General features: G+C 50.8%; 11 protein-coding genes and 5 pseudogenes. 6 read left to right on the top strand and 10 right to left on the bottom strand.

The annotated features are described in order from the left end of the window. Positions 1 to 435 precede the first annotated feature (435 nt). Positions 436 to 1059 (bottom strand): annotated as a pseudogene (locus AEP_RS08665) (tyrosine-type recombinase/integrase). A gap of 230 nt (positions 1060 to 1289) precedes the next feature. Here AEP_RS08665 and AEP_RS08660 point away from each other — a divergent pair. The 3 genes from AEP_RS08660 (at position 1290) to AEP_RS08650 (ending at position 3113) form a co-directional block, all read left to right on the top strand. After that, the gene (locus AEP_RS08660; RefSeq protein WP_087495007.1) at positions 1290 to 1805 is read left to right on the top strand and encodes a hypothetical protein; all 516 of its coding nucleotides are present in this window, start codon (positions 1290 to 1292) and stop codon (positions 1803 to 1805) included. A gap of 277 nt (positions 1806 to 2082) precedes the next feature. Beyond that, positions 2083 to 2610 carry a hypothetical protein gene (locus AEP_RS08655; protein ID WP_157673112.1) on the top strand — a complete coding sequence of 176 codons (528 nt, stop codon included), beginning with the start codon at positions 2083 to 2085 and terminating at the stop codon, positions 2608 to 2610. A gap of 215 nt (positions 2611 to 2825) precedes the next feature. Further along, complete coding sequence (locus AEP_RS08650; RefSeq protein ID WP_087495005.1) at positions 2826 to 3113, top strand: hypothetical protein; 288 nt, start codon at positions 2826 to 2828, stop codon at positions 3111 to 3113. A 146-nt stretch (positions 3114 to 3259) separates the two neighbouring features. On the opposite strand, the gene AEP_RS08645 is transcribed toward AEP_RS08650, so the two are convergent. Then, entirely contained in the window at positions 3260 to 3874 is a 615-nt protein-coding gene (locus AEP_RS08645) for a DUF4019 domain-containing protein (RefSeq protein ID WP_087495004.1), read from the bottom strand. Positions 3875 to 5579: 1705 nt separating this feature from the next. Between AEP_RS08645 and AEP_RS08640 the strand changes: the two genes are divergently transcribed. Beyond that, complete coding sequence (locus AEP_RS08640; RefSeq protein ID WP_087495003.1) at positions 5580 to 6053, top strand: ImmA/IrrE family metallo-endopeptidase; 474 nt, start codon at positions 5580 to 5582, stop codon at positions 6051 to 6053. Further along, a complete protein-coding gene (locus AEP_RS08635; RefSeq protein ID WP_087495002.1) occupies positions 6046 to 6483 on the top strand; it encodes a hypothetical protein in 438 nt (145 codons plus the stop codon). The genes AEP_RS08640 and AEP_RS08635 overlap by 8 nt, the downstream gene beginning before the upstream one ends. 212 nt (positions 6484 to 6695) lie before the next feature. On the opposite strand, the pseudogene AEP_RS08630 reads toward AEP_RS08635, so the two are convergent. Together AEP_RS08630 and AEP_RS20685 are read right to left on the bottom strand one after the other, a co-directional pair. Then, positions 6696 to 7792, bottom strand: a pseudogene (locus AEP_RS08630) (IS3 family transposase). A 74-nt stretch (positions 7793 to 7866) separates the two neighbouring features. Continuing rightward, positions 7867 to 8023 (bottom strand): annotated as a pseudogene (locus tag AEP_RS20685) (transposase); the annotation flags it as partial. 2179 nt (positions 8024 to 10202) lie between these two features. Between AEP_RS20685 and AEP_RS21015 the strand changes: the two are divergent. After that, a pseudogene (locus AEP_RS21015) lies at positions 10203 to 10735 on the top strand (transposase); the annotation flags it as partial. Positions 10736 to 10794: 59 nt separating this feature from the next. Here AEP_RS21015 and AEP_RS21010 read toward each other — a convergent pair. The 6 genes and pseudogenes from AEP_RS21010 to AEP_RS08590 all read right to left on the bottom strand — a co-directional run. Beyond that, positions 10795 to 11741 (bottom strand): annotated as a pseudogene (locus AEP_RS21010) (IS3 family transposase); the annotation flags it as partial. 573 nt (positions 11742 to 12314) lie between these two features. Then, positions 12315 to 12581 carry a transposase gene (locus tag AEP_RS08610; protein WP_087494998.1) on the bottom strand — a complete coding sequence of 89 codons (267 nt, stop codon included), beginning with the start codon at positions 12579 to 12581 and terminating at the stop codon, positions 12315 to 12317. Positions 12582 to 12920: 339 nt separating this feature from the next. After that, positions 12921 to 14174, bottom strand: a complete 1254-nt coding sequence (locus AEP_RS08605; protein WP_087494997.1) for a glycosyltransferase family 4 protein — start codon at positions 14172 to 14174, stop codon at positions 12921 to 12923. Next, positions 14171 to 15193: a glycosyltransferase gene (locus AEP_RS08600; RefSeq protein ID WP_087494996.1), complete on the bottom strand. Its 1023-nt coding sequence runs from the start codon at positions 15191 to 15193 to the stop codon at positions 14171 to 14173. Before AEP_RS08600 ends, AEP_RS08605 begins: the two co-directional genes overlap by 4 nt. A gap of 9 nt (positions 15194 to 15202) precedes the next feature. Then, positions 15203 to 16165: a glycosyltransferase family 2 protein gene (locus tag AEP_RS08595; RefSeq protein WP_087494995.1), complete on the bottom strand. Its 963-nt coding sequence runs from the start codon at positions 16163 to 16165 to the stop codon at positions 15203 to 15205. Then, complete coding sequence (locus tag AEP_RS08590; protein WP_087494994.1) at positions 16162 to 17508, bottom strand: ABC transporter ATP-binding protein; 1347 nt, start codon at positions 17506 to 17508, stop codon at positions 16162 to 16164. Before AEP_RS08590 ends, AEP_RS08595 begins: the two co-directional genes overlap by 4 nt. Between the last annotated feature and the right edge of the window lies 1 nt (position 17509).

Raw genomic sequence — 17509 nt, 5'->3', positions numbered from 1 at the left:
GTCATTGACGTATACCCTTGAGCCCTTGTTGTCTGAGATGTGGCAACGACCCGTCTGGGGCAAGGCGTACCAACTCGCTACGTGATCATTGGCACACCGATTACAGCAATACAGACGCCTAGCGCCAGGCAGTATTGGCACGGGTCCGGCTACAGCAGAGCAGTTGATGATTGACTGCAACATACTATGCCCTACAAAGCGCATTCTGCCGCTCACTGTTCCTGCTCGATTACGTATTCCGGTTGACTTGTCCATCTGTTCCGGAAATTGCTGACCACCAGCAGCTGATTTTCTTGTGTTGATCTGAGTGAGTTGCACCAGAGGCGATCAATGTCATCTGTGGGCCAGTTGCGGGTGTTGGTGAATGTCCGCTTTCCCGCACCCGGATGAATCAGACTTTCCGTGGGACCCTCAAGATCCCACAGTGGGCGTAAATCAAACCTCCGTTTGCTCCGCCATCTCCAGAGCGTCCTCCACCTCAATCCCCAAATAGCGAACCGTACTCTCCAGCTTGGTATGCCCTAGGAGCAATTGCACCGCTCGGATGTTCTTAGTGCGCCGGTAAATCAGCGATGCTTTTGTTCTGCGCATGCTGTGGGTCCCATAGGCAGAAGGGTCCAATCCGATTTCACTGATCCAACCATCAACGATGCGGGCGTACTGCCGCGTCCCGATATGTGGTGAGTCGTGTACCCGCGATGGAAACAAGTAATCTTCAGATTTCAGGCCCGCATCCTTGATCCACTCCAAGACGGCCTCTCTAGTAGGCGGCGTGATCTCGAACTGGACAGGAAGTGACGTCTTCTGTTACATCACGATCGCTCGGGCACTGATGTGATCGCCATGGGCGATGTCCCGCAGTTTTAGCTTAACCAAGTCGCAGGCGCGCAGCTTACTGTCCAAGGCCAGGTCGAACATGGCCAACTCACGAGTCCGGTGACCAAGTTGAAGGCGGATTCGGATGGCCCAGATATCTTTAAGGCGCAAGGGCGCCTTTTGGCCGACGATCTTTCCCTTGTTCCAGGGCTCCCTATGTGCTGGGTCTGAGTAGGCTTCCATGATGAACTCCTTCAGTTGAGGGGTTCAAACTCTGGTGATCACTCAGCCAAAGTTCAAGGAAACCGAGCGTTGAGGCGTATTCAAAAAATCTATATTCACCCGAACGAGGGATGGTCCAACATTATGGTTAAGGTCAAAATTGAGTTCTATCAGGTTTCATGTGTCTGCCGTAGTAGCCACGCCCGTGAAATCAGTTGATCCCTCTGTTACTGATACTTGAAAGGATAAAGATGGGGTATTTCGAAGGACTGACCAACGCTAGCTTCAAAAAAGACCAAACAGGCAGTACAGTTTTCTATCCTTGGGGAGTACTCGGTAAGGGACGAATTCTTGAAGATCCTGCTGTCGAGGCTAGGCTTCGAAATTTTGTAAGCCGTTTCCACAAGATCTCCTTACCAGTAACTATTGGCGTTGGAGCAATAGTTGGATGGAGTTGGTCTCTCATCCTTGTTCCACTGTTCAGTGCTTGGTTTTACTTCGGATCGAAGGCGCTCATTTCAGACTCCTCCTACAGCGATCAGAAAATGACGCTCAAAGAAGGTTATGCAAACTCCGCTGCTGGTCACAGCAAATTGACCTTGTGGCTTCTCTTCCTATGCTCAGTTGTGTTTGTAATGGCCGGAGTACTTATCTCTATTTTTGCCAAGTCTGTAAGCGAAACAGCAATGGGTGTGTCCGTCACAATTTTCTTCGGCGCATGCGGCATCGCAGCCGGGTACATTCTTAAGGTAAAACAAGGAAAGTGATGTTGTATTGATTTGCTGGGATTAAGCAAAGCGAACTAAACCAAGCCAGGATTCTGCTTTGCAGCGTTAGCCGACGTTCAAAAGGCACCCGATTTGGGGTTGCTCAAGCTAGTTCCGAGGCGCAACAAGCTTGAAATCAGTGACTATCTCCATTGCTGACAAAGTGCGGGGGTGTCTAAACCTTTAGACCTGTACATACGCTCATGAAAAATACTGTGATCAAGGCAGTGATCAGCTTTTCGGCCTTTTCTCCACAGTAAGTATCGTAAAGATTCGGATGTACCAACTGGGTTCAGCGGTCTACGTTACGTTAAACGGCAATACACAAACTATGCACCATTTTTATCTTCCAATTCGCAGCGTCATTTTGTTAGGGTTGGCGCGTAACTTGGCATTTGCAGCCTTGTTCTTTCTTGGCCTGTACTTTCTTCAGAGCGGAGACGCTACTCGCGATGTACTAGTTCTATTCTGTCCGCTGCCAATATCGCTGCTTATTACTTGGGCCGGGCGAAAGAAAGTGTGGTTTTCGATTTCAAAGGAAGGCATTCATGGAACCGGCCTTTTTTTCAACCGCTTTTGCATCAAATGGACTTCACCAGTCATGTTCTCTTCCATTGCCCATGTTTTTCAGGGCAAGCCTCGCGGAATGACAATGCTTGAATTGGACGCTGATGGAATTCCTACATTCCACAAAGTTTTTTTACCGCTTGCAATCACTTCATCGGGCGAGTTTCAGAGCGCTTTGCGCAGTTATGCATCCAGTGACCATGTCATTTTCAAAGCGCTCAAAGTTGCTACTTCATAAATCGTTCGACATGGTTACACCACGGCATTGCACTACAAAGCGTGCTGGTGAACTTACACCCCGTAACGCAATGTCGCTGGGTGCCGGTCAATTCCAAATCAACGACAGCTTCGAAGCAGTACCTTATGACTGCCTCAGCCTCTTGGAGCCTCAGATTTGCAGCGGAAGCGGGCCTAGTAAACAAGCACTCAACAGCAAGAAATATTTAGAAGTTTATGTATCCCTACTCACCTGAACCACACCAGGGCATCGAGGCGTCGCTGTCAGTTTCCGTTGAAGTTATACATTTGTTTGTGAAGGCGCAGGAAGCAAAGCACTATTTCGAAGCACCGGTCTCTTCGACCAAGAGGCTCAAGAGGCAGTTTGTGAACTTGAGAAAAATCATCATTGAAGATGACTATTTCTCAAAAGCTGAAGCCGATCGAATCTCAATCAACTTAGAGCCGATTGAAGTTGAGTGGGCATGCGGGTTTTGTATTGGTGGACGGCATGGAAGGGGATAAGCAACAGACAAAACTTGCTTCCGCTTTCAGCCTGATTCAGACATGACGGCAACAGGCTGTTAGCGGTCACATGCGACGCTCCAAAAGTGGTTGCTCAGAACGCAGGTTTAACCCCCAAGTTTTTCATGTGCAATGCCTTGTTGTGCCTATGTCGGTGGTGCAGGATTGATTTCGTATGCACATGGCTTCCATTGGGCGCTAGTTGCCCTGAGAGTAACTACTTCAAAATAAAATAGCCCATTTGAAAACCGCGACTTGAACAAAGAATACGTGTAATAACCAATAGGATAGCCAGGCGGTGAAGTTAGCATTCCACTTTTTATATTAATGCGCTCGATTGGATCGCCAATTGGGTTTCTGGCTGATTTTGTTAATTCTGCGAATCGTTCAAAAGAAAAATTCTTTTTAATCATAAGATCGTCGCTTTGATCGTAAGCTTCTTGATATTTCTTTTGATCAATCAACGTCATCCAACTAATAATGATCGGCTGAGGTTCTTCAGTTGGGAATACCCCTAGCTCGATTGGCTTTACTCCAGTGATGCTTACATACACCCAAGCGGCCAGCCCAGTGCTACTAAAAAGAAAAACAAGAATCAAGAAAAGACGAATTAACTTGTATGCCTGCTGAGAGTTAAGCTGTGGAAATATTTTCTTTCGTATTACCTCCCTATAAAGGTAAACAAATACAAATAATGAGAGGCCACCAATACCGGCAATTTGGCCAAATGCTTCTATGGTTTTTACGTCAAGACCTAGCATGGATATAGACCTTCCTTATGGGTTTGGTCGACATGCGGCTAGGCGCTGCGCCCGTTCGAACCCCGAACCATGCTGAGGTGTACTGCCGCCCCCCGCCATAAACCAGTTATACGCAGAGATCACTTCGCCAGTTGATGCCCGCTGGGCTGCGCAACAATCAGCCTCCGCTTCCATTTTCTGGGGCCAGTTTGGGCGCAGGCCGTGCCCCAGTGCTATGTGGCAATACTCGTGAGTTCTGTAAAACCCACATAACAACGGCCCCATGTTTGAGCAAAGCAGGGGATTGTAAATAATAAATGGGCTTCCATCGGGATTGCGTCTAACACCAGCTATGTCTGGGAAGTTCGGGTCTGGAATCTCTGGAACTTGCGCAATGGATACCATTGAGATGGTAAGCAGAGCAGCAGCCGACAAGTAACGCAGAATCTTCATTTATGATTCTCCCGTGAAGTGTTGGACAAATAGGGCTAACTAAATATAGGTGAGCGCCTATCTTGGCATTCCCAAGCTAAACGAATTTATACACGGGAAATACTACCATTGACAGCGAAATACAGCAAACAGCGAAGCTCATGCCGCTTGGGTTTGCGACCAATTTCACGGAAAGCTATCCATTGTTACTCTTTCAGAATTCGTCCTCTATCGTGGCTATACTAGGCTAACGCCACCCCTCTTTTTGACAATCCTTCTTCTGAATCATAATTCAGCAGCACATATATCCAGATGGCCGTATTTATGGCGAAACCCATTTTGACGCTAGGTGTGAGTTGTGTAAATCACCCATTTGGGTGAGTTCTAGCAATGTCCGCTTCCGCTGCAAAGGCGACATCTGCAAACGCACCTTCTTTGTATCAGATCGGATGTCCGCTTTCGGGCAGATATTCCAAGCGTGCAGAGGACCGCTTTGGGTCGGGTCCGGTCCTGCTGGAGGTAAGCACATGCTCAATTGAGCCGAAGGCTAAAGGGTTAACACCAGCAGGCTGGTCACTTATTCCCGGAATAGGTGGTCAAGCAAACCGGAATACGCACTCGATGGCGTCTCGCATTGGTGTCATTCAATGCCCGCGCACCTTGCCAGAAGTGAGCATGTGTTGCACCCCACTTTGGAGGACGCCTATGCAGTTGGGTTGTGAGTAACTATTGTGCGGTGCCGTCTACAACAGATGCTCATGTTTTAAGCCGCGTTAGCCCAGTGCACAAAGCATTGATATCACTAGACAATTCATAAAGTACTCAAAAGTTGCCCACTGTGCGGGTTTTCACGACTGGCGTAGTGCTAATTGATGTGCAATCTTTCCTCATCTTGCACATTAAAGTTAACTCACCTAGACCATTCGCCTCGTTTGAAAACAGGTGCCCTTGACCTTTGAAAAATCTATCTCACTTCGGAGGCATTTGGCTGTAAGCACGCAGACTTTTTTGAAGGGCGACAGGCCTGCACCGCTCCCCCCAACGTCGGCTGCGTGATGACATGGAGATACCTGGCTGGGTGCCAAAGCATTTGGACTTGCTGATTGCGTTAAGGGCCTCTACGTTGCCTATCTGGAGTCTACATGGCGCATGCTTTGCGCCTTCCTGACTGCAGATCGTTTACAAATTTGTGCACCTTTTTCCATGTATTGAGTCTTCGGGCTAAAATCACAGGGGAGAACCGTGCAGGTTTGACCCACCACCATTTCACCTTTTTTTAGTTTGGAGAGCGAATATGCCTGTTACCGCAGCTAGCTTACTGAACTCCCATTGGGACGGAAGGTTGCCAGTTGATGTGGCTTCTATAGCGAGAGCTATCGGAATAAGGGTTGTGGCCAGTCGTTCGTTGGGTGCAAGTGGTGTGATCGAGAATACCGCCGTGGGTGCTGTTATCCGGTACAGCACGACCGAATCTCCTGTGCGTCAACGCTTCACAATTGCGCATGAAATTGGGCATTACGCGTTGGGGCATCTCAACTCGGCGGGCAAAATGTTCCGCGACACTCCAGAAAACTTTTCTAGCGGCGCTGCGCCTGAAGAGCGTCAGGCCAATGCATTTGCAGCGCAACTCCTGATGCCTGAAAAGGTGGTGAAGTTTGCAGTGAATGAACGTGGATATGGCACCTTAAAAGGCCTCGCCACTCTATTTAACGTCTCAGAAGTCGCCATGAAGTATCGGCTGGTTAACCTCGGGTTGCTAAGTGGCTGAAGCTGACAATTCCAACTTGGGCGATCTGTCTGATGGTGATTTGCGAGCCGATGTATCCAAGTCGGTAGATTTGGGTTTGGAAGAGCAGAAGCACAGATTCTCTACAGAGCAAACACTCTTTTCATCGGCTATCGGTTTCGCAGTGCTCTTGTATATGACAGCCATAGTCATGGGGGCTGTTTTGGTTTTTAGTTTACAGAAGGACCCTAAGATTCATTGGCATGTATCGCTGCTTATTGCATCGTTCATCGTTCCGCCCACGGTCATCATGGTTTCGCTCATTCGAGCCGTGTACAAGAAGCCTGAGAAGGCTTCTTCCAAGGATGAAACACAGGAATCGGCTCTGCCCACTCTTGATTTAGTTAAGGACTTTGCCAAAGAGGTTAGTAAAGAGATGGCAAAAGAGGTTGCCAAGTTGACTAAACACTGACTGCTTGTTGACCTAGTATGGGTGTTACTAAAGAACGAAAAGCTGCAGCAATGCGGCTTTTGTCTTTTCAGCTTAGGCTTCTTGCAAAGGGTGCTCTTAACGTGGACCACCTTTAGCTCTGAGTTAGTGGACAAGCCTTCCAGCGGTTAGAACTGGTGGCGCAGTCTGACCCTGTACCCAACCCGGTAACATTCGGATGCAGAGATTTCCTGCTACTTCAATATCGTCGTTTCAGTTAACTCCCAGCAGCGACGGGAGAATTCTTCTGGCGTGGCCCAATGTAGCCACTGTGGAGTCGACTCTTGTTGTAATAGCTTCGCCATACCGAAGTCTTAGCCTGTGGATCTTCCAGCGACGTGAACCAGTTCGCGTTCAGACATTCCTGACGGAGGCGCCTATAAAAGCTCTCAACATCGGCATTTTCCTTGGGCGTGCCTTGTTGGCTGAAGTCAAGTTTTACGCTTCGCTCATAGGCCCATTTGTCCATGACCTTGGAGATGAACTCGCTGCCATTTTCTGACTTGATTGGTTGCTGCAACCCTCGTTGTTGCGTAGTGCTGTCGAGTACTCGAACCTCGTCCTCTCCTTTGAGGCTTTGGCCAACATCTTTTGCAAGATATTCAACGGCGTATAGATCAACGACGATCAGGATTCGCAGCTTGCGCCCATCGAACAGAGTGTCAGCTACAAAGTTCATGTTCCAAGTTTCATTGATTGTGTGTGCCAGGCGCTTGGGTTGGCGCAGCTGTGCCGCTTTGTTGCGGTGGGGTCGTTTGACCCGCAGCGTAAGGCCTGCTTCGCGATATACGCGATACACCCGTTTGACGTTGTCTCGGAAGCCCTCGCGGCGTAGCATCACGTGCACTCGGCGGTAGCCGTAATGCACTCGCGTATCGGTAATGTCTCTGATGCGTGACTTTAGGGCACTTTCGTGCCGTCGTTGGGACACGTACCTCATTGATGAAGTAGACATCTTGACGATGTGCAGCGCCTTGCGCTCGCTGCTGCAACTCCGGCGCCAATGCACGGCGCCGCGAAGGCTTCAGAGCTTTCTTGCGACCACCGCCTGCAGCATGGCCTTATCCAAGCTCAGATCCTCCACGATCTGCTTGAGCTTGCGGTTTTCTTCTTCAAGTCGGCGCAGACGGCGCAACTCGGACGGGCCGACTCCCCCATACCGCTTCTTCACAAGGTAAAACGTTGCCTCGCTGATTCCTAGCTTGCGGCATACATCTTCAACTCGGGTTCCCAGCTCAGCTTGCTTCAGGGCAAAGGCCATCTGGATTTCGGTGAACTTGTTCTTCTTCACGACATGCTCCTTCCCCAATCGGGGCGTTCATCATGCCGAATTTCTCCGTAACCGTTTGCTACTCAAATCAGGTACAGGGTCACGGCCAACAAGCGCTTTAGTCGCCCGTGCTCCGCTTCCAGTTCTTTCTGGCGCTTGGCGTCTGACACGTTTGCCGCCAAAGTTGCTGCGTCAGAGGTCAAAGCAGGCCTCCGAGAACCTGTGCCTGCGGCACAGCTCGGCTACCGCCAGGCCCGCTTAGGCTTCCCTCAGGAAACCAATGAACTGTTCTTCGGTAAATCGCTTCTTCACGTCCAATCTTCTCCTACTTGGGATTGGACTCCAAGCTCAGACACCACTCAAATACGGGGGGACGTTGCGACTGTACGAGAGCATAGTTGACATTGAGACTAGTAGTTGAGAGGTGTTCTGCAATTCTCTATTTTTCTGAAATTGTGTCTTGATGCACATTTCCAGTGCAGAGTCCAAGAGAACATATAAATAATGAACTCGTTTTAAATAATCGAGGAAAGTATGAATGCATTAATTGATCTTAAACAAGATGCAGAGTTTGTTGTGCTGTTTCTTCGTGTATTTGGAGAGCAAATTGAGGTTGCGCGAAAAAATGATAAGAATTACGACATGGCAATTATTAATTCGTGCATTTTGTTAATCCGACGAGAGTTTGGTATTTGATTTTCAAAGAAGATTGATTGGTCCTGAAATTGGTTTTCTTGTGCGAATTTAAAAAGTTAATATGATTTCTTGGGGTGTATCTATAGTTGATTATAGGTAGTGTGTTTGAATTGTTTTTAAATAGTTTTGCATTTTTACTTTAATATTGTTTTACGTTGTTTGGATAACATACTGGTGTGAAGTTAGTTGAGGCGAGTCTTCCGCATTATGGAGTGATTTTTTTGGGGTATCTGCAGTTTTGCAATCTGTATCGACGGCCGCAGAGAAAATCACTATGCTTGTACGCTGGATTGCAAAGTACTCAGGCGATACAAAATGCCAAGAAAAAGAATCCGCATTAAGAAATTGAGCAAAATAGTGTGTCTATTCGGGTACAGAAACGCGGATCGGGTGAAATTAAAATGCAAGTGCATGTTTTTGAGATCTATAAATTGACAGTATGAGTATAGTTATACTCCGATACTATTAGTTATAGCAGTGCAGTGATGCCCATCTCCTGCTCCAGCTTGCCAAACTATTGCCACTTGATGCGGCAGTCACTAAAACTAGTAGCTGTTTCGTGCCGACCACTGCATGTCTTTAGGGGGACAGCGCCATGGAACTGCATTTTTCCTCTCTGCAGTGTAGATACTGCGCCTCTTCTCGATACCTTGTAGTATGTGCTTGACATTGGCTGTACCCTCGACCACGCATTGTCATTTGGTTTTTACTCAAAATCATTTAGGTTAGATATGGACAAAGAGATAGAAAACCGCCTAGAACTTTTGACGCAAGTATTAGAGGTCCATAGCAAAGTATTGACAGAAGCCATATCACGGCAAGAGATCTACAGCATCGTTTTGTATGCGCTTATTGCGTCACACCCGAGTCCAACTGCTTTTGCTCAAGAGCTACGACGATGGAGCGAGAGAGCCGGGCTTTCTCTCTCATCGGAAGAGCAAATCCCCGAGCGAGATAGCGCTATTGACACGTTGCTAAGTGCGCTTGAATCAGCATGTCCAGTACCATTGAACCTTCGAGCTCCAAAGGCATGATGTCACAGACTTTGAGCATAAATCAGAGAGCTGCCCTAAAGGTTATACGCAGATAAAGCGTGTGCTTACGACAAAAACACAAGTCCATCAACGAGTCGACTTTCGAGCGTGTTTCCGTTGATGTTTCGCTGTGAACATGGGCCTGGAAACATCAGCGGCTAGAAGTATTGACTCAGTTTCAGTGGTTACGATGTCAAACCAGTTTGTAGGTAATGCAGCCATGGAACGCAAAGGCGGCATGGATTTCATAAATCGTTAAGTAGGGTGATTATTTTTTGCCTCTACTTGCATTGCCTTAACTTTCCAGTGGTGAGCTACTGAATGATTGGTGGCGTTAGGCTGCATTTTGCTCCCGAGTATCAGGATGACAGCGTTTGTGCAGTGCATACTGCTGGCATCGATCACATGTGTATTCCGATTGATCTGACCATCTGTTCCGGGATTTGCTGACCGGCTTCAGCGGACCTACCGGTCTTGGTCAGCGGTAGTTTCCGCAAAGAGGTTCAAAGACAACTTCGAGCCAGTTGCGGACATTCGACTTCTTTGCCAAATGCGGACACTGAATCCCCCGTTTGCGGGATATGCCCATGCCAGTTGATTTGGTAAAACAGCTCGCTTGATTTGCTCTGTTTCTCAGATTTTTCATAACTGTACAAAAAGACGGGATATCCCTTTAGCTCCAATTCCGTAAAACTGTTGTGATGAACGTAATCCCGGCAATCCCAGGCGCTGGTGTGGACTATCCCAAGTCCTAGAGCCAGTTTCTGGAGTGGTTTCAATCTGAGGACCCCTGCAGGGCCTATCTGAAACACCTGCGCTGGCCAGTCGGGTTTGTCTGCCCCAAGTGCTCGGTACTAGACACTCCATCGCGTTCGACCCGAGGCAGGATCATGTGCCGACACTGCAAATTTCAGGCTTCCGTAACTGCGGGCTCAATCTTTGACAACACTAGAACAGAGCTAAGGGTGTGGTTCGCCGCTATCTGATAAGTCACCAACCAGAAGCAGGGCGCTAGTGCTTTGGGGTTGCAGCGTGTACTCGGTCTTGGGAGCTACGAGACAACCTGGACCATGCTTCACCGCTTGCGCCGCGCATGGTTCGACCGGACCGCGATCTGCTTCATGGGGAAGTCGATGCGGATGAGTCCTATTTGGCTCTGACTGATCGCAAACATCCCCTTTCTGCCAAAGTGCGGCAAAGCAATGCGACCAAAGCAATGGTGGCGATTGCAGTATGGCTGCCGCTTGAATAATGGGCCAATGGGGGTGCGGAAATTACGAGTGGCATTGACAATTCATAGCGAACGGTCCTGTTGAATCGTTCGATGTAGGCGTTTTGCTGGGGCTTACCCGCTTGGATGTATTCAAACCGGATGCCCCATTGCTTGGCCCAGCACTGGATGCGGGCACTGATGTTCTCGGGGCCTTTGTCGCAGCGAATAACCTGCGGCTTGCCCCGCCAGGCAATGATTTGCTTGAGCGCACGGACGACGCGTACGGAGGGCAGCGATAAGTCGATCTCCATATCCAGCGCTTCACGGTTGAAGTCATCAATGACGTTGAAGAATCTGAAGCTGCGCCCGTCTTCGAGCTGGTCGTGCATGAAATCCATGGACCAGACCTCATTGATTGCCTGCGGCACGCGCAAAGGTTCGAGCTTGTCGCGTACCAGCCTTTTACGCGGCTTGATGCGCATGTTCAGCTTCAGCTCCTGGTAGATCCTCTTGACCCGCTCGTGGTTCCATTGAAAGCCCTTGACGTTGCGCAGGTACAAGTAGCAAAGTCCACAGCCCCGGCTGCGGTTGTTGTCGGTCAGGCGCACCAGCCAATCGGCGATCTGCTCGTTCTCGGCATGACGCTTGACCTCATAGCGGTAGCAGGATTCGCTGACGGTAGAGACGTCACAGGCCAACCAGATGCTGATGCCACGCTGGGCAACCACTTCTTTGGCCATCTCGCGGCGGCGAGACGGCCGTGTTACTGTTTTGCGAGGTGCTCGGCAGCGATCTCGGCCTTGAGCTTTTCCTCGATGTACATCTTCTTGGGGCGCCGGTTATCTTCTTCGAGTTCCTTCATGCGGGCCATCATCGAGGTGTCCATGCCGCCAAACTTGGCGCGCCACTTGTAGAACGTAGCCGTGCTGATACCGACTTCACGGCACAGGTCAGGAACGGGTAAACCAGCCTCAACGCGCTTGAGCGCGTCCATGATCTGGCTGTCGAAAAACTTGGACTTCTTCATGTAGAAAATATCTTCGAGAAATTTCTATTTCTCAGCTCTATAGTTTTTCGGGGCGATTACCGCTTGATAAGCGTACCCCTGCTGAGGTTTATGCTTTACCAGCCTAGCCTGTGCAGATACCGCTGGGTCAATACAGCCCCTCTCGGTTGTATTCATCGATGACGTTGAACGTCCTGAATCGTCGTCCTGACCACAGCGCGTCGGACATGAAGTCGCAGCTCCAGCCCTGGTTATGTTGGCTCTCGGCCTGTAATGGCTACTTGATTCGGTCAGGCAGCCGTTTCTTGCCGCGCCGGGACAGGTTCAGCCGCTGTTGGCAATACACACGCCACAGCACTATCTTCCCCTATTGCCGCTTTTGGTGACGGGCGCTGTCATAGAGTAGGTCAAGGCCATGGCGTGGGTTCAGTGCCATGTGGTTATGAATGAAGACGATTACCCGGGAGTCGTCGCGTGGCACAGGCCGATAGTGCAGTGTCGAGCGGGCTATGCCACCGACAATGCAGTCTTGGCGCTGGCTCATGCTATGGTCGACTATCAACGATTACACAACTGGTTCGCGACGCTGCGGGGTCAGAGCTTTCGCTCAACAACATCCTTCAATGCGTTGTGCACCAAGGCCAGATCTGCATACATGCGTTTGAGTCGGGCATTCTCGTCCTGCAGTTCACGCAGTTGTGACCGGCGCGGCACCGTCATGCCCGAGTATTGGCTTTTCCACTTGTAATAGGTGGGCTCGCTGACTCCGTGCTTCCTGCACGTCTCACCGACCAGGGCTCCCATTTCGACCTCTTTCAAGATGCCGACGATTTTGCTTTCGCTGAACTTTGATTTCTTCACGTAGAGACTCTATTGGTTGGAATTCTCTACTCCCAACTGGCTCAGGTATTCAAGGGGGCTTCAACATCAAACTAAATGTGCTCGCAAACAAACTGGTAATTGGTCAATCCATAACCGCTGCGTGTTAATCGGATATGCCAAGACGCCAAGGCCTTAACAAATCCACACTCCCTCTCGCAATGTTGACAAGAGTTAACAATTTTTTGCAAACAACTTTCACATGCTCAGTTTCATCTTCAATTGCAAGCTGATGGCGAGTCCAGTCTCCAGGTACGTTGTCAACGTGAGCTGCCTTAAATGCACTGGGCGTCATCGATGGACGCAGAAGCAACCAAAGCCTTAAACTTTTCTTCGGGATTGGCTAGAGAACTTATTCACCATCCCCTCCAACAAGCCTTCTAACTTCTTGGTAGTCAATCCCAGCTCAAAGTGCAACTGGAAAAAAGCTCGCCCATTGTCGCCAAGGACTTTACGCTCAACGTCCGACATTGCTTGTAGTTGCAATACCGCCTCTGCTAATGCTTCGGCATCTCCTGCCGGACAACACACGCCTGCCTTGGCCAATTGCAGGATGCGTGCAACCTCGCCATTGCTGCTGACAATGATGGGCTTGCCTGTTGCAAGGTAGACCTGCATCTTGTTGGGTATGGTGTGGCCGATTTGTGCGTCGTCTTTTAGTGGTACGAGGAGTACAGAGGCTGCAGCGTAGACCGCTTGGATTTCATCGGACGCCACCCATCTGTGCAACGTAATGTTGGACAGGCCTTCGTTAGCGATAGCTTGTTCAAGGCGGATAGCCATGGAGCCGCTACCTATGAGATAGAACCGGAGTCCTGTGTGGGCCCGCAAGGCGTAAGCGGTAGATATTACCGTGTCCAAGCTTTGCACTGTGCCCAAGTTTCCCGCATACACCACCGAGAACTGCCCGCCGACGTCTTGAACTAACTGGCGGGTACTGTCACTAAGTTTTTGCACTGGCGGCCTTTGGCCGGCCGAGTTTGGGTGGTAGACCACTTTTTCGGGCGCACAGCCATGGCTGGTTACTGAGTTGAGAAAAGCTTGCGAGGGAATCAGCAACAAATCGGAGCGTCGGTAGATATGGCGCACAACCAGCCCAACGCCACGTAACAACCATCGGTTTCGAACAAAACCTGTGGAAACCAGCGCCTCGGGCCAAAGGTCTTGTACCCAAAGCACCAATGGAATGCCACGCAAGCGCGCTATCCAAAGCGCTGGCAATGTTTGCAGGATAGGAGAGGGTGCATAGACAAACACCACATCAAACTGTCTCTTGCGCAGTACCAAGGGCGCAATGAGGCCCCCTGTTGCAATGAACGAAAGGTAATTTTTCACTAGCCCAAGGGCTCGTCCCTTTCCACGTGGCAGTATTGGCACACGCACGATATCCATGCCTTCATGAGATTCTTCCTGCACCCCCCAGGCGCGGTACCCCGCGTACACTTCTCCGCCCGGATAGTTGGGCTTGCCGGTCAGCACAGTCACCAGGTGTCCCGCCTCGGTGAGACTCTGGGCGACTTCGTTGATATGGGCGTGCTCAGGCCAGAAGCACTGGCTCCACAACAGAATTTTCAACGTAGCACCTCGTCTAACAAATATGAGCCATCCATAACCTGCACTATTGGCTCTGGTACGCCCATATGTCTGCGTACGGCCCGGGCGATGGAAAGCGCTGAGTGCGGATCAAAGGTCTGCACTGGCTGAGTTAGGTCGCGCACATAGTCCAGCTCTGATGCCAGAATGGGCAGGCCATGTTGCTTCGCCTCTATCAGCGGTAGGCCAAAGGCTTCCAGCAGCGACGGAAAAATGAGAGCCCCAGCTTGTGAATACAAAGCGTTCACTTGGCTTGGCTGCAACTCGCCCAAGTTTCGTATGGCCAAACCTTGTAAGGAAATCTGTTGGGCCAAGTACGTCGTCAACTCTGGGTAGCGCTGCGCATCTACCGTGAGTGCTAAGCGGGGTTGAATGCCGGAACTTGCGAGCATTTGCCAGGCCTGCAGCAGGCGAAGGTGGTTCTTATGCGCTTCGCCGCTCGCCGGGTAGATGAAATCGAATTGCTTCTCGGGCTTGTCGTCGCAAGTCGGCATGGGTTGATGGGGCGCAAAAGGCACCACGGTCGTCGGTACATGGCGCCGTAGCCATTGAGCTAAGGTGTCGGCCATGCTGGGGGTTTGCACTACGTAGAGCTTAACGCGCCCCTGCAGGTAGCGAGCCCATAATCGCTCCACGGTGATACGCATTCGTGTACCACGCGGATATTGCGAAAGAGGACCAACCTCCAAAAGTAACCTGTTTTGTACCAACACCACGGTGCGTGCACGAAGTGGCATTAGAGGGGGCAGGCTGTGCAGGCACAGCACTGTGTCACCCACCTTCGCGTTGCGCCATAGCTTCCACTCGGCAGTGAGGCGAGAGGCCAGCGTATTGCGTACCCATAGTGAAGTGATGTCAATAAAGGGAACGTCAGCGACCTGCAAAAGGCGCGCATCCAGTATGGCCTGCTGAACCCGAGGGCCACACTGCTCCGCTAGCGCCTGCAGCAACACTTTGCCTCCCCCTGTATGGACATTAGGCGCATAAATAATTAGTGCCATGGTAAATTTTCAGGGCACGTAAAGTGGAAGGCGTCGCAGGGATTGCCGGATACGGGCGCGTTGGATCGGGCTGAGCAAGCGACGCAGAAGATGGGAAGCCTTACGCTGAAAAATGGCACTAAAGCGGACGCAGTGAAGCGTTATGTCCCCAACGCCATAACTCCGAGCACGCTGCTCGGAGATGAGCGCGGCTTCGTCAAAGCCGCGTCGCCAAAAGCTTTTTGCCAGCTGGGTGAACCCAGCATCTGTGGCCATGGGCAAGTCAGCGGTCTCCAAGTCCCGAGCAAAGTTGGCATGGAGGATCTTGCTCTCACGCCAAGCCAATTCGGACCGCGTGAAAATACCTTGCTTCGTGTGCACGCGGGCTGAAACAAGCACTTCAGGCAGGTGCACCAAGCGCAGTTTTTTAGCCAACAGAAACCACAGAGCATAGTCTTGTGTGGTGTGCAGGCTCTCATCAAATCCGCCTGCAGTGCGCAGAGCTTCAACAGGAATAAGCAGGGTGCAACCGTTGACTCCACCTTGCAAAGCCAGCCTATAGCGAAACGCTTGGGGTTCCGTATCCGGCAGATGAATGTCCACAATGTCGCCATCGTCAGAGAAAAGGCGGTAGTCGCTGTAAACCGCATGTTGCTCGCTGCACCGCATCAATGCCATCTGCCGTTCCACCTTATGTGGCAAGTACACATCGTCATGGCTGAGCCAGCTGAAATAGCTGCCTTGCATCTCAAAGATGGCAAGGTTCAATGCTGAGGCCACGCCCCCATTAGGCTGGCTAAAGTAACGGATACGGGGCGCGTAACGCATGGCAATACGCTCGCTTTGACCGCAGTCATTGCTGCCATCATTCACTACGATCACTTCGCAGTGTGCGTAGGACTGGGCCAGCGCACTCTCTATAGCCTGCGCTAGGTATGCAGCACCGTTGTAAACAGGGATGACAATGGAGACAAGTGGTGCGTTGTCGGTCATGATGCATCCTGTGTGTAGTGACGCATGTGAATGAGGTCCAGTGGTGCGCCGACCAAAACTCCATCTATCGAGGTCTCAATCACCTTGAACAACACTGCATCATGCATCCAATCCATATGTTCATGCTCCGCTAAGGTGCCTTCTCCAATGGCAGCCGTAATGGAATAGTCCCCAATGGCCAAAATGGGCATACAAAAACCGAACTCCACCGCCCAAAACTCACCTCGGCGGGCTGGCATTGGCTGATGCTTATAGCTATGGTAGGTGTTCCCCCCGATAAGCGGCTGGCCCAACCGGTCCTTTATGATGAAACCCAGAATCGGCATGTACACGTCTACAAGTGCTTGCACCTGAACCCGCACGCGTACTTCTTGGCCGCCTTTGCAGAAATCCAGTGCCTGTCCAGAAGGGGATACGAACTGTACATCCAGAATTCGAGCGTGGCCGTTGCCATGGCGCCTGGACTCCTGATTGAAGCCAAAGCACTCGATGTGTTGTGCACCAGTGTCCAAGGTTGCGTCGCTTACTCGCACTTGCACGCTTTGGAGCAGTCTGGCACCTTGGGGCAGTGTCTGGGACGCGGCGCCACCATCTTCTCTAATCGTCTCCTCGCCTGTCTGCATAAAGGCGTAATAGCGCTCGCAAGTCTCTTTGGCGCTACCACGATAGCGCAACTCGCCACCGTCGATCCACAATGCCTCATCACAAAATGCAGTGACTGCCCCCATGTCATGGCTAACAAACAGAATGGATCCCTGAGCCTTGAACTCGCGCAGAAACCGCATGCACTTTTGGGTGAATGCTGCGTCGCCCACAGAGAGAGCCTCGTCGATGATGAGTACGTCGGCGTCTACATGGGCAATTACAGAAAAAGCCAGACGCGCCTGCATACCGCTGGAATAGGTCTTGACCGGTCGGTCGATGAATTCACCGATACCTGCAAAAGCCTCTATGGCAGGCATTCGTTCATTGACCTCCGCGCTGGTGAGACCAAACAGGCTGCCATACAATAGGGCGTTCTGGCGGCCGCTGAATTCGGGGTTGAATCCAGAGCCCAGTTCGAGGACAGCGGCCACCCGTCCTTCAACCAGCACCTGCCCGCTGCTGGGTTGCATGGTGCCGGTGAGAATTTGCAGCAAGGTACTCTTGCCAGCTCCGTTTCGCCCGATGATCCCCACACACTGTCCCTTCCGCACCGAAAAACTTATGCCTTTAAGCGCGTGAAAATCGTGGTGGTAGTTCCGCCAGCGGCCTAGCAGCAATTGCTTCACCCGGTCCTGCGGCTGTGCGTAGATTTCATAGACCTTGCGCACTTCCCTTACGTCGATTGCGATGCGATACATG

Origin of the sequence: Curvibacter sp. AEP1-3, assembly GCF_002163715.1 — a bacterium.
GTDB lineage: Bacteria > Pseudomonadota > Gammaproteobacteria > Burkholderiales > Burkholderiaceae_C > Allorhodoferax.
Note: the sequence above shows the minus strand (reverse complement) of the source record. Positions and strands in the feature narration are given on the sequence as shown.